This is a genomic window from Litorimonas sp. WD9-15 (assembly GCF_050271975.1).
Lineage (GTDB): Bacteria > Pseudomonadota > Alphaproteobacteria > Caulobacterales > Maricaulaceae > Litorimonas.
This window is the reverse complement of record NZ_CP189850.1, coordinates 3,021,907-3,035,138: the sequence shown is the minus strand read 5'-3', so window position 1 is coordinate 3,035,138 and position 13,232 is coordinate 3,021,907. Positions and strand designations below refer to the sequence as shown.

The following is a 13,232-nucleotide window of genomic DNA, read 5'->3' as shown; positions in this document are numbered from 1 at the left end:
TTGACCGATGAAATCTGACGCGCTCCTCGCCATCACCGGCAATCTGCAAACCACAATCGACTCGCGTGAAACCGCGATTCTGACGGGTTTGAAAAAGGGGACAAAGCTGTCCTCGACCCAGACCAAGACCGACCTGCGGCAGGACATTCAACGCGCGGGATTTTCCCGCCGCGTCGCCACGACTCTGCGCGACAGCCAGTTTCCCAAACGTGGTTTGAGTTTTGAACCTGCCGCGCTCGTCTTTTCAAAAATCCCGCACATCCTGTCCAGCTTTGCCGATGGCGCGACCATCCGCCCAAACGCCATGCAGGCCCTGACCATTCCCATTCCGGGCGGGCCTGCCGAAAACCTCCGCCAGAAAAAAGGCGAGTCCATCATTGATGCGTTTGAACGCCGTTTCGGGGCCGACAACCTGGTCCCGATCACCACCAAAAGCGGCAAGAAAATGCTCGTCGCGCGGATGCGGGCCACGCGATCGGGGCGGTTCACGCGGTTGCGGGAAAGCAAAGCCACCAAAACCATGGGCCCGCGCACGCGGCTGGACGGCATGGTCACCGTCCCCGTCTTCGCACTCGTCAAACAGGCGACGATCAAACAACGTCTGAAAACCCGGCAGATCATGGCCAAAGCCGGACGCCGTCATCCGGCGCGTTTGGCCTTTGGTCTGCGCGAACATCTTGAACAGTCCGAACGGGCCACGGCGATCCGATGAGTTTTGGTTTGATGACCCGTGACGGCGCGTTGACCGCGATCCAGTCCCATCTGGATGCGGCGCGTCTGGCCGCTCTGACGGCGGCGCGGGACGCGTTCCTGCTGGAACATGGCAAAAGTGTTGAGTTCCCGCCCGACGGTCCCGTCCTGCCGACCTGCCGCGTGGATGACCCGACCGATCTGGATTTTGAACAGGGTCGGGGGCCGAACGGCGAACCGCGCCTCATCCGCCGTCTGGCCGTGATGTCAGGGCAGGCCCGTCCGGGCGAGCTGCTCAACGCCGACGCGGATGAGCCGACCCATCAATTTGATCTCGAATGGATGTTGATTGTGCCGTCGGAACTCCACGCCAAACACGGGCCTGACTTCGGGCCGACCATTCTGCGCCGGGGCCTGCACGAAATTGAAGCCGTCCTTGCCCCGATGCGGCAGACGGGCTTGCCGGTTTCGCCCGAAGCCCCCACCATTGCCGCCGCGTCCGCCTTCGATTTTGGCGGGTTGGACGTGCAGTCCTTTGACCTCGGCGATCACACGGCCTTCGCCGCTTACCTCTCCCTCGACTGCTGGCTGGATGCCCGCTCTGTTCTCTCCTGAAAGGAACCCCTCATGTCCAAACTCAATCCAAAATTCCTGAAACAGACATCATCGGGACGCATCATGCGCTCAGAAGATGTCGTTCCCGCAACATCAACTGAAATTGCCATGGCGGGCTTTCAAGTGCCGGACGGCATGGTCGAGGCCGAAAAAGCCGCTGCCGATGCGAAAGCCGCAGAGGCCGATGCGAAAGCGGCTGCCGATGCCAAGCGCAGCGCCGGAAAGAAATCCACGTCCTGATCCGCCCTGCCGCGCTCCCCTGACCCCAACACAAGGCCCATCCCATGACTTACGGAACTTCCGCAGACCAGCAATTCACCGATGCGTTTCCGCGCGCGGATGAAAAGAGGTATTATCTAGCCCGACAGACCGCCGCGGGTGCCCCGGCGACGACAGAATTTCAACCGCTGCACTTCCTGACTTGGACCCCGACCCGCACGGAACCCGTCAACCAGGTCAATGAATTTGGTGTGACGGGAAATGTCGACAGTCCCGATCCCGAATTTGGCGACCCGACCGCCGCGGCCAGTGAGACTCATCGTCTCTGCCTGAACGAGGAATTTTATCGCCTGATCCCGCTGCTCGGCCTGCCCACCACGACAGAGCCGCTGCCCGGCGTGTTTCAACACATTTTCCGCACGGGGAAATCTGTCCTGCCGCTTGTGACCATTCGCGACACAGATTCGCAATCCACGCGGCAGAGCTGGGGTCTGGCCGCGTCAAGTTATGCGCTCAACGTTTCCCGCGCGGGCGGGGTGCAGGATGTGTCCATGTCCTACCAACCGCGCGAGGTGGAGATGGCTGCTGCCGTTCCTGTGGATCCGGCCAACATTCGCCCAGTCATGGATCGCTTGTTGGTGGAACGGAAAGCTTTCGTGGTGCGGGTCAATGGGGTTGAGATTGGCAGGGTGCTGGACGCGACCCTAAATTATTCGACGGGCATTCAGACGGAAAATTATGTCGGCGGCGGGGACACCGCACATGATGCCATTTTTGTCGGCGACCCGACCCTGACTGTCGGGTTCTCGGTGCGCATGACGTCAGAGGCGCAACGCGAGGCCTTTGGCGGCAAAGACAATCCGATGTCGATTCAGCTTTCCGGTGTCCGTTCCGACGGGACCTTGATCACGTTTGAGCTGGACCGCGTTTTTGGCGAACCCGTCTTCCCCACACCGGATGACAAGCTGATGCGGTTGAGCTTTTCCGGCACCGCTGCGCGGTCCCTGACGGACGGCAATCGTGCCATGATGCGCGTGCGCCTGCGCAACACGATCAACCCTGTCGACGTCACGCCCTGATCATGGACATTTCAGCACAAACACCCACGCGGGTCTGGACCTTTGGATCAAAATCCGCGCCCGTCGAACTCACCCTGAACGCCATGACGGCCTTGGATGATGACATCGCGATTCAGACGGCGGCGAAATGGTTTGGAGAACTCGCGACCTCTGCCGCGACGCAGGCCGAATTCGGTCTGCCCGTCACTGATCTCGACGCTGTCATTGCCGATGTGAAGAAAGAGATGTGCGATGTGAAAGCTTATTCGCGATATCTTTATTCTGTCGCGCTGGCCGTGCGTCTGGTCCGCGCGCTGACCGGGCTGAAGGTCGAAGGGGAGGTCGCACAACCGACCCGCCGGACCTTTGCCATCCTGTTCAAAGACACGGACTTGATGAACGATTTCCTGAAAATCGCCACCAAACGCTTTCATGCGCAGCGTGCAGCGGGAAACGCCTGACGCGTCGGGTCGAGCATGAGCTCGGCCTCGGCGCGGAATTCTGCAAAGACTGCAAACAGATGGACGAACCCTGCGTCACCGGCGGTCAACGGTCGGACGGCAAGGGGCTCTGCCCCCGATTTGCGGATGCCTTTGTCCTCGATGCTGAACATGCTGTTTTTGATCTCACCCTTGACCCGTCCAATTGGACGGGCGGCTTTGGCCTGCAACGTCTGAACATGACCTCCGTCCTGACACAACTTGAAATCATTCTGCCGGACCTGCCCGATGCCGAACGGCTTGCCCTGACACGGGCGGCGGGTCGCGGGGGTCTGCGCGGGCAGGCCGAACGCCACGCCCATGAAGAGAAAAAGGCCAAGTCATGAGCCGCCGCAATTCCGCCGATGTCGTCGTCCGCCTGATCGCCAAGGATGAGGGTCTGAAAAAAGCCCTGTCAGAGGCCGGACCCGCCGGCGAGAAAGCGTTGAAACAGATTCAACGGGCCAGTGACAAAGCCAGCCCCGCCCTGAAAAGCGTGGATGCCGTCGCGTCAGAAGTCAAACAATCCGTCAGCCAGATGACCGACCGCCTCGGCCCGGCGGGCAAGGGTTTGAAAGCCCTCGGCCCAATTGGAGCGGGGGCTGCGATTGGCCTTGGAGCCGTCGTCGCAGGCTTTGTCGCGATGAACCGCGCGGGATTGGACGCGATCGCGACCCTCACCGAAATCGGGGACAGCGCCGCCAATCTGGGCCTGACGACGGATCAATTTCAGTCGCTGACTTTTGCGGCGGGACAGTTGCAGGTCAAACAGGGTGATCTCACCCGCGGTCTGGCGACCTTCAAGAAAATCACGGATGAGGCCGCGCTCGGCACGGGCGAATTTTATTCCAGCATCAAACGCCTCAACCCCGAATTGGCGGAACAGATTGGAAAGACCGATGACGTGTCTGATCGCCTCGCGCTGTTTCAAAAAGCTTTCAAAGAGGCGGGGTCGGAAACAGAACGAAACACGCTGTTGGTGCGAGGTTTTGGCGATGGCAGCGTCGAAGTTGGGCGCAAACTGGGCGAGATGGAAGTCAGTCTGGACGGCCTGACCGAGGGGGCCATCCGCGCAGGTGTCGTTTTCGAAGAGAGCCTGATCCGCAAGGCGGAAGAAGCCGCCGTCGTGATTGAAGCCGCGAATGCGCGGATGTCGGTGTCGTCCACGCGGTTCAAGGCGACCTTCATTGATGTCGCGGCGGAAACCAAAGACAGCATCTCGCTCCTCCTCGACACGCTGTCCGCGCTGAAAACAGATGACAGTTTTGAAGGACAAATCTTCAAACTTGAAACGGCCAAGAAACGTCTGCTCAATCAGCAGGAATCAGTCGGGCGTGATCCCGTCGCGCGGTTCTTTCTGGGCGAGCCGGGTGAATTTGAAAAACGAATTGCTGAGATCGAGGCCGAACTTCAAAGGGTGTTGAGCAAACGTCGTGAGTTCGAAGACGTTTCACAATTCAACGACCTGAACATTTTTGAAGATGCGGGCCCGCCGCAGGCCAGTGCGGATTTGCAAGCCGCGATGAATGCACTGCGGCAAGAGGCGGTCACCGCCACCGAACGACAGGCCGAGGCTTTGGCGCAATTGAAGGCCGCCCGCACGTCCGGCCTGATCACGTCTGACGCGGAATATGAAAAACTGCGCGCGGTCATCGTGGAAAAATATCGGGACGTGGACGCCATCCGCGCGGCGGCCAAGGCGGACCAAGACCGCAAACAGGCCGCGGCAGAGCTGTCCCGGCAACAGGCCGAAGCCGCCCGCATCCGCGCCGAACTGGGCGACATCACGGGCGTGTTGTCCAAACGACAGGACGAGTTGAACGCCCTGGTCAAGGCGGGGACCTTGGAACAGGGTGATGCGGAGGCGTCGATGCGGCGGTTCCGTGAAAGTCTCGACGGGACGGCAGAGGCGAAACAATTGTTGACCAATGCCATTGCGGCAGGGACCGACCCGATTGAAAAATTCATTGCGCAGACCAAAGCGCTGGAAGAGGCTCAGGCCCTCGCCAACATCAAGGAGGAGGACTTCAACCGCCTGCTCGCGCTGCGGGCTGAAAAGCTGGCGGAGCTGCAGGGCAAGGCGTCTGATGACCGGGAACGCGACCAATTCGGCGAGACACTGGACGCCGCAGAAAAACGCATCAAGGACAGCCTGCGCACCGCAGAAGAGGTGATCGACGCGAAACTGGCCGCGGAACGCAAAGTGCTGGAAGCGTTGGTCGGGGAGGGGTCCCTCGGCGCGGATGAGATGGCGGAGCGGCTTCAAAAATATGAGGCCGAATTGCGCGACACAACCGAGGCCACGACCGAATTGGGACTGGCACAGGAGGTGCTGGACGGCATCCTGAACGGGTCGATTGACAGTTTTGAGGATTTGGGCCGTGTCGGGTTGCGCGTGTTGCAGGATTTGTTGAGCCAATCCGCGCAGACGAGCGGCGGGATCGGCAATTTCTTTTCCAGCATTTTCGGCGGCAACAATGGCGGCGGCAGTTCCGGCGGTGCCGGTGGTTTTCTGCGCGGCATTTTCGGCGGCAGCGCCCCGTCCCCGACCGTCCCGGCGACTGTCGCCCATCAGGGCACCTCGCGGGTTGGGTCGGGCGGCACCCGGCGGCAGGTTCCAATCACGGCCTTCCTCAACGCGCCGCGCGCCCATGACGGGCGGTCCAACATCGGGCGCGATGAACATGCTTACATTTTGCAGGATGATGAACGGGTCTTTTCCGCCTCTGACAATCGCGCCCTGATTGCGGCGATCAATCGTCCGTCCAATGTCCTGGCGATGGCGCCCGCGCCGATCTCGGTCACGGTGGTCGACAATGCCGGGGTTCAAACCACGGCGGAGGAGCGGCAGGATCCAAACGGCAATCGCGAATTGCTGCTGAAGATCGACAAGCGGATTGAGAGCGGCGCGATCTCGGCCATTGCCTCGCCCAAGGGGCAGTCCATGATGCGCCAAACTTATGCCTTGAGGCCGAAATTGGGGCAGGCCTGATGAGCCTCGTCAAAACATGGCCATCCGGGCTGCGCGGCAATGGCGGGCAGATCCGCAAAGACGGGTTCGAACCCTTGCCCCCCGCCAACATCCGCCGTTCCGACATGGAAGACAGCACGAAACAGGCGCGAAAATTCACGCGCGGTTGGTCGGGCGTCAAGGGCCGGTGGCGCTTCTCGCTCTCCGAATTCGCGACGTTCGAAACATGGGTCCGCGACGAGTTGAAAGACGGCATTCACAAATGGCGGTTCAATCACCCCCTGCGCAGTTACGACGTGGCCGCCGGGTTTGTGTCTCAATCGAACGGTCGGGCCTTTGCCGTGTCCGCCGCGCCCGGGGCCAATGTGTTCGTGACCTTTGAACTGGAATTCCTCGACCGTGCCCTCGCCTAGATTTCTGCACCACGCCACGGCGCAAGTTTCGGATGATGTCGATGTCATCCTGTTGCGCCTGTCCTGTTCTGATTTTCCGGATTGGTCCGATTTGACGGACGAAGATGTCGAGGATTTCCCGTTGGATTGGGACCCCGGCACAATGTATTTTGTGTCCAACACAGAGGCGATCACTTCCCGCGGGCACACTTACATTCCGTGGATGTTCGAACTGACGCCGCCGTCACAGGGCTCGGGCCCGTCCGGGTCGACACTGCGGTTTGAAAATATTGATCGGCGCATCGGGGACGCCATCAAATTGTTGCCGTCCTCCGCTGAAATCTTTGTGGCGGCGGAAATGGTGCTGGCTGAGACGCCGGACATCATCGAGCAGAATTTCACGCGATTCAAACTGACCGTCATCCAGTTGCAGCAATTGACGATCGAGGCGAGCCTCGCCCCGCCAAATGACGCGTTGGAGCCGTTCTGTTCCTTCATTTATGAACCGGCCTTCACGCCGGGTGTCTTCCCGCAATGACCCGTTTGAGCCTTGACGCCCTGCGCGATTTCTGCCCGCCCCGCGGTTGGCAGGCGGACCTGATCGGTTTGCCTTATGATTTTCACGGTTTTGACCGGACCGGTTTGTCTTGTTGGGGTTTGGCCTGTCTGGTCTGGATGGAACAGGCGGGGGTGGTTCTGCCGACCTTTGCGGACAGGTTGCCCGCCGACCCGACCTTTTCCACAGATCGTGTGCGGGCCGTGAACGCCCTGATCGCGGAACAGGTGTCCATCTTCCGCCCCTTGGACGTGCCGCGCCCGCTCTGCCTCGTTCAAATGCGCAATGGTCGCAATCTCACACATGTCGGGCTTTATGCCTGGGGCGGGCGTGTCGTTCATGCGGATGAGGAGGCCAATGGCGGGGCGGGGGCCGTCGTGCAGGGCGATTGGGAAGATTTGAAGGCCTGCATCACAGGTTTTTTCTGGCCGTCCGATGCCTTGTTCCGCGCGTCGATTTCGGAAAGCCGCTCATGACGGACGTGATCCCACCGTTTCAAGGCGCACCACATGCCGTGGAGCAGGCGCAGTTCGCGCGTTTCTGTCAGCCGCGCCCCGTCTTCATTCGCGAGGGTCAAACCCTGCAGGACGTCATGGCGCGGGCCCTGCCCAATTCGCCCCTGCGCCGTCACGCCGTGGTGTTGATGGAGGGGGAGGTCATCCCTGCGGAAAATTGGCGGTTGATCCGCCCGAAATCCGGCACACGGGTTCAGGTCGGATTGCGCCCTGCGGGGGATGCCGGGAAGAAAGTTCTGCGCACGGCCCTGACAATCGCGGTTGTTGTTGTCGCCTCATGGATTGCGGGACCGGCGGGTGCCGCGCTGTTGGGATCGACCTTTATCGCCGGCGCGGCAGCGGCGGCCTTCACGGTTGCGGCCACCCTGACGATCAACGCTCTGTTGCCGCCGCCCGGCGCCACGCAGTCGACGCGCCCGGAGGTGGATCCCACTTATTCGTTGACGGGTACGCGCAATCAATTGCGCCCGCGTGCGACGGTGGAGGTCCCCCTTGGGACGCACCGATTCACGCCCAGCCTGATCACGGAACAGTTGCAACAGGCCGTGGGGGACGACATCTGGCTGTCCTTTGGTGTGGCGATCGGCATTGGCAATTTCGAGGTCAGCGACTGGAAACTGGGGGAGACGCCGCTTGAAAATTATGAAGGGGTCACGATTCAGGAAAGCCTGACCGTGACCTCTGCGCCGCAGACCCTGATTCCCGGCGATTTCACGCAGAAGGATCTGGGCATCGAACTGGACACGGGCTGGCATGTCGAGCGCACGAATTCCGACGCCGCCGACATTGATGTCATGCTGTCCTTTCCTCGGGGTTTGGGCACGTCCGATGACAAGGGCAGGCCCGAATCGGTTCAGCTGACGGTCGAGGTTCAATATCGCGAGGTTCGGGCCAACGGGACGGTCGGGGACTGGCGCGGCTCGGCTGCGGTCACAGGCGCAGAGGCGGATGAGGCCGCCCAAGGGGGCGGTTTCCTCAATCGTTTCGTTTATTCGCTGCAGCAGGACCGGCTGGATAATTTTTATGCGAACCTGCCCAATGGCGGAACCGAGCTGAACCGGACTTATCGCCGGTCTGACACCAAACCATTTGCCCGGCGCATTCGCATCGCGGTCCCGCCCGGTTTTCAATATGATGTGCGGGTGCGGCGGTCGTCGGCTAAAGACACCGATGTCGGCGTGGCGAATGACGTGACCTGGTTCAAACTCAACACCTGGTCGGATCGCAATTTGACCCCTGATCCGCGCCTGGCAACAGCTTTTTTCCGGTTGAAGGCCTCCGGCGAATTGTCGGGCGTGGTGTCCAATCTGAACTGCAAACCCAGCAAAATCATTCCGACCTTCAAACGCAATCCGCTGACCTTTGATCCCGCCTTTGCGACGCCTGCGGATTGGGAAGGCAATGACACGACCAGTCGGAATTGCGCGGATGTCCTGCTGGATGTGGGTCGCGGTCTGCACACCCGCCGACCCGCTGCGGATGAGGATTATTTCTGGCCGGATGTCGCCGCGTTCTGGATCTGGTGCGATGAGATGAATTACGTTTTCGACTTGCCCATTGTGCAGGATCTGTCGCGAAACGAAGTCGAGGAAATGGTGGCCGCCGCAGGCCGCGCACGGATTTATCGCGGGGGCGACGGCAAAAAACACATCGTCATTGACCGCGTCCGGACCGAAGGGGCGACCCAGATCATCACGCCGAAAAATGCGCGGGGCTTCACCTTCACCCGCACATTTTCCCCGCCTGTCCATGCCCTGACCATTCCCTTCACAAATGCGGACAACGGATTTCAGGATGACAGCGTCAAGATTTACGCGCCCGGCTTTGATGAAAATAACGCAACTGAATTTCAGGAAATCACGACCCCCGGCACGACCACACCCGACAAGGTTTTCGAACTGGGCGAACTTTATCTCAATGATGCGCGGCTGCTGACGACGGTTGTGAATTTTGAAATGGATGTCGAGGGCACGACAATGTCGCTCGGCCAGTTCGTTCGCCTGCAACACCCGATTTTGAACAGTGTCGCAGGGTCCGCGCGCGTGACGACCGTTGCCGGGCCAACCCTGACCCTCGACACGCCCATCCCGTTTTCTGCGGGTTTCGATTACGTGATGCGGTTCCGGCGGGTTGTTGACCACAGTGACGGCACAGGGTCCATCGAGGCGGAAGGGCTGCTGACCCTGATCAATCCCGCGGCGGAAACGGATGTTGTCACGCTGTCCGAAAGCCTGCCGGAGGGTGTGGATCTGAAAGAAGGGGATCTGGTCACGATTGGCATTGCGGGTGAGGACACGTTTGAAGGTCTCGTCAAAAATATCGTCCCCGCCGGGCCGCGTCAGATTGATGTCGAACTCGTCGCTTACCTGCCTGAGCGTTTGACCCGGACGCCGCCGCCTGCCCACACGCCGCGCATCGGGCCTGTCTGGGACAGCGTTCCCACACCCGAACTGATCGGGGTGACAACCGGCGTGGAGGGCCTGACGGTCAGTTTCGACGTGCCTGCCGCACGGGAACCGTCCGTTGCGGGTTTCCGCGCCCAGACGCGCCTGACCCCGCCCGGCGGAACATCGGGGGGTGAAGCGGTCCTCTGGACGGCCTTGCCCGATTTGTCGGCGGATCAACGCAGCCTGACCTTGCCGCCTGACCGTCCGTCCGAATCCCGCGATGTTCGCGTCTTTGCCGTCGGCGTGGACGGGACGGTGTCGGCTCCCCTGCAGGTTCAGGACATTGCCGCGGCCACACTTGACCTTGCGCCGCAAAACCTGATCCTCACCCCGCGGGTTGAGGGCGGTTCGAACACAGCGCAATTCGGCGTTGTCGATGTGGCCGTGACAGACGGGGACCCGGCCTTTCTTGACCGCCTGTTGATCGAATGGCGCGCGGTGCAGCCTGCGGGACTGCCCTGGTCAGCGCCGACCACGGCCCCCGCGACCAATCCTGTCAAAACCCTGACAGGCCTGCCGCCCGGCATGGTCGTGCAGGTGCGGGTGGCGTGGGTCGATCATCGCGGATCGGAAACACCGGAAGCGGACCGCCCGACCGCATCGGTCACGGTCCCGGCCACCTTCACGGCGGAAGATGTTCGCAATGTTGGCGGGCGGGGTGTTGCAACATTTTTGCAAGAGTTTGATGAAAAACTCAATGATGCCGATCTGGATGCGCGGTTGAAGACGGCGGCCGATCTGATCCTGACCGAATTTGATGACGGAACGGGTCTGGCGCAGGGGACGCTGGAAGAGCGTCTGGAATTTGGATTTAACCGCACGTCCGGCATCATTGCGACGGGGACTTTTGCACCAAACCTGCTTGACAACACGACGCCGAAAACCTTGCCTGAAAACCAAGGCGACATCACATTCTCATTCTTCCAACCGGCGAACACGCCGGATGCCGCCCCGTTGGCGCGGGGGACCCGTCCGACAGGCGCAAGCGGAACCGCATTCGCCCTGCTGGAAACGCTGGATGTTGAGGTGGGACGCCGCATCGGTTTCGCGGCAATCGGGGCGCGCAGCGGCGCGAACAGTGCCGATCTGCGTCTGGTCTTTCGAAATGCCGCGGGCGGGTCGGTTCAGCAACGCGCCATTTTGCCGGAAGTCATCACGACGGATAAGGTGGCGCGGACCGATTATTTGCGGGTCGGTCGGATTGATGTTGTTCCCGTCGGGACCGTGACGGTGGATGTGTTTGTCCGCATCGGGGCGGCGTCCTCTCCAACATCTGTGCCGTTTCTGGAATTCGGGAATATTTTCGTCTGTTACCTCCCAGACGGGCAAACGACCTTGCCGCCTTATTCGCCGGGGACGGAGCAGGCGGGATTGGATGCGGTCAATTCCCGCGTGGGCCTGATCGAGGCGGAGCAGTTAACCCTGACCGAAGATCTGGCCGAGGTCGTTGATGACACGCTCGCCCTCGCCGAGGCCAATGCCGCCGGGCAGGTTGGCCGCGCCATCATCCGCACGGCGGCGTCGACGGGGGACGCGAACACGGCGGTCGTGACGATCGGGGCGTTCAAGGAAAATGGGGACGAGTTCAATGTGATCGTGAACGAGGCGGATGCCTTTGCGTTTCGAGGCGCCAATGGGAAGGGTTTCGTCGCGACGGGCAATGCCTTCACGGCGGAAATTCCTTTCATCTCGGAAAGTCCGGACGGTGAGACCGTGGTCATTCGCGGCAACGGGTTCGGGGCCAACAATGATTTGATCCGCTGGGAAGGCCCGAATTTCGGTGACCCGTCCGCCTGCACGCGCGAGAACGGCACCGCCGCTTTCACGGTCAATCGGGAGCTCTGGCAGTTCGGCGCGAAATTGGGTGGAGCGGCGATTGAGACAAGCCAATCCATTCCCGATGTGGGCATCGTCACGCAAACCGGCATCGGGTCCAATGGCAACACGAAAACGGCGACGGCCTCCGTCCGGATCACGGCCTCGCGCACGTCCTCGCAACCGTCGGGCACGGAACCAACGGGCCAGACGACCAGCACATTGGGTCAAGCCCGCATCATCCTGCGCCATCGCGCGGCAGGGGATGCCTGGACCAGCCGCACGCAGGTCGCCTCAAACGGGACCGTGACCCGCACCGTGACGGAAGACGACCTCGTCCCGCAGCCGGGGTCCACCCAAACCGTGCAGGAAGACTTCCTCGTCACGACGTCGGACACGGTCAGTTTTCCGACCATGGCCGTCCTGAATTATGATGCGGAAGCCGAAAGCGCGGAAACTATCCCGTCCGGATTTCTCAACATCACCCGCCGCACCACAATCGCCACAACGGAGTCCGGATAAATGTCAACTTCATCTGAACGTCTGCGCCGCGCCTTGGCCAATGATGCCGATTGGGAAGCCCGCCAATCGCAGGAGTTCGACGCCGCCCGTGCGGCGCAGGCCGCGATTGACGTCCTCGCCCTGATTGAGGAACACGGCGTCATCTTCATGCAGATCCGTGCCTTTTGCCGCGAGGCCGCCCATCCCGGCAACCCAAACAAATTGCAGCGCACCGTGTTCGGGAACTGGCTGAAATCAACGGATCGCGGCCTTGCGATTGCGCAGGACATCGCGGCGCGGGAACTGGCCAACCGCCGTTTGGAAGCGGAATTCGCAGCCGAGGAGGCAGATGATGAAATCGCCCAATGAATTGGATGAACTGGCGGGTAAGGTTGCCGCGCAATTGGCAGCGCGCATGCCCCCGATTCAGCAACATCAGGCGGCCCCGGTTCAGCCCAGTCAAAGCCCGACGGCCCAGGATGTTTTCAAATGGGCTGCGGGCATCGTCGCGTTTTTGGTCGGGGCCGGCATCATCGCCTATTTCAACGGGCAGTCCACGGGACAGGCAGACCAGGACAGGGCGATTGACAAATGGTCGGGGGATGTGGCGACACTGCGCGCGGATTTCACGTCTTATCAAGAGGTCGAAAGCCTGCGCAATGAGCAACAAATCAAACAGCTCAACCGGATTGAAGCCAACACGAGGGACCGCATCACACGCGCCGAAACCATGCGGGAAGTCGTCGATCTGCAGGAACAGATTGTCGAGGTCCGCGCCCTCGCCAAGGAGGCCTCTGACAAATTGTTGGCGCGCAATGAATTCATGTTTGAAAGCGTGTCGGACCGCGCAGCCATCAAGGAAGAGATGGATGCCCTGACCGCGCAATTGGAATCGGAAATCGCGCAATTGAAGGCCAAACTGGACGAACTCGGCAAATGATCCGTCAAATCAATCCACTCTCCACCACCCATGA

13 protein-coding genes are annotated in these 13,232 nt (G+C 60.9%); all 13 read left to right on the top strand.

Translation table 11 applies throughout. The features are described 5' to 3' along the window. The first annotated feature begins 7 nt into the window (after positions 1-7). The 13 genes from ACP9M6_RS14245 to ACP9M6_RS14185 are packed head-to-tail and all read left to right on the top strand — an operon-like array spanning position 8 to position 13,198. The gene (locus ACP9M6_RS14245; RefSeq protein ID WP_427452179.1) at positions 8-712 is read left to right on the top strand and encodes a DUF6441 family protein; all 705 of its coding nucleotides are present in this window, start codon (positions 8-10) and stop codon (positions 710-712) included. Beyond that, the gene (locus ACP9M6_RS14240) at positions 709-1,305 is read left to right on the top strand and encodes a hypothetical protein (RefSeq protein WP_427452177.1); all 597 of its coding nucleotides are present in this window, start codon (positions 709-711) and stop codon (positions 1,303-1,305) included. Before ACP9M6_RS14245 ends, ACP9M6_RS14240 begins: the two co-directional genes overlap by 4 nt. A gap of 12 nt (positions 1,306-1,317) precedes the next feature. Continuing rightward, complete coding sequence (locus tag ACP9M6_RS14235; RefSeq protein ID WP_427452175.1) at positions 1,318-1,545, top strand: hypothetical protein; 228 nt, start codon at positions 1,318-1,320, stop codon at positions 1,543-1,545. Positions 1,546-1,589: 44 nt separating this feature from the next. Beyond that, entirely contained in the window at positions 1,590-2,603 is a 1,014-nt protein-coding gene (locus ACP9M6_RS14230) for a phage tail tube protein (protein WP_427452173.1), read from the top strand. Between the two features lie 2 nt (positions 2,604-2,605). Further along, positions 2,606-3,043, top strand: coding sequence for a hypothetical protein (locus tag ACP9M6_RS14225; protein ID WP_427452171.1), 438 nt, complete (start codon positions 2,606-2,608; stop codon positions 3,041-3,043). Positions 3,044-3,102: 59 nt separating this feature from the next. Further along, positions 3,103-3,408 (top strand): hypothetical protein, encoded by a 306-nt coding sequence (locus ACP9M6_RS14220; RefSeq protein ID WP_427452170.1) that lies wholly within the window; start codon positions 3,103-3,105, stop codon positions 3,406-3,408. Continuing rightward, a complete protein-coding gene (locus ACP9M6_RS14215) occupies positions 3,405-6,053 on the top strand; it encodes a hypothetical protein (protein WP_427452168.1) in 2,649 nt (882 codons plus the stop codon). The genes ACP9M6_RS14220 and ACP9M6_RS14215 overlap by 4 nt, the downstream gene beginning before the upstream one ends. Beyond that, positions 6,053-6,445 (top strand): hypothetical protein, encoded by a 393-nt coding sequence (locus ACP9M6_RS14210; RefSeq protein WP_427452166.1) that lies wholly within the window; start codon positions 6,053-6,055, stop codon positions 6,443-6,445. The genes ACP9M6_RS14215 and ACP9M6_RS14210 overlap by 1 nt, the downstream gene beginning before the upstream one ends. Beyond that, positions 6,432-6,962: a hypothetical protein gene (locus ACP9M6_RS14205; RefSeq protein WP_427452164.1), complete on the top strand. Its 531-nt coding sequence runs from the start codon at positions 6,432-6,434 to the stop codon at positions 6,960-6,962. The genes ACP9M6_RS14210 and ACP9M6_RS14205 overlap by 14 nt, the downstream gene beginning before the upstream one ends. Next, complete coding sequence (locus ACP9M6_RS14200; protein ID WP_427452162.1) at positions 6,959-7,456, top strand: NlpC/P60 family protein; 498 nt, start codon at positions 6,959-6,961, stop codon at positions 7,454-7,456. The genes ACP9M6_RS14205 and ACP9M6_RS14200 overlap by 4 nt, the downstream gene beginning before the upstream one ends. Continuing rightward, positions 7,453-12,279 (top strand): TipJ family phage tail tip protein, encoded by a 4,827-nt coding sequence (gene gpJ, locus ACP9M6_RS14195; protein WP_427452160.1) that lies wholly within the window; start codon positions 7,453-7,455, stop codon positions 12,277-12,279. Before ACP9M6_RS14200 ends, gpJ begins: the two co-directional genes overlap by 4 nt. After that, complete coding sequence (locus ACP9M6_RS14190) at positions 12,280-12,627, top strand: hypothetical protein (RefSeq protein WP_427452158.1); 348 nt, start codon at positions 12,280-12,282, stop codon at positions 12,625-12,627. It abuts the gene before it with no gap. Next, positions 12,608-13,198 carry a hypothetical protein gene (locus ACP9M6_RS14185; RefSeq protein ID WP_427452156.1) on the top strand — a complete coding sequence of 197 codons (591 nt, stop codon included), beginning with the start codon at positions 12,608-12,610 and terminating at the stop codon, positions 13,196-13,198. The genes ACP9M6_RS14190 and ACP9M6_RS14185 overlap by 20 nt, the downstream gene beginning before the upstream one ends. The last annotated feature ends 34 nt before the right edge of the window (positions 13,199-13,232 follow it).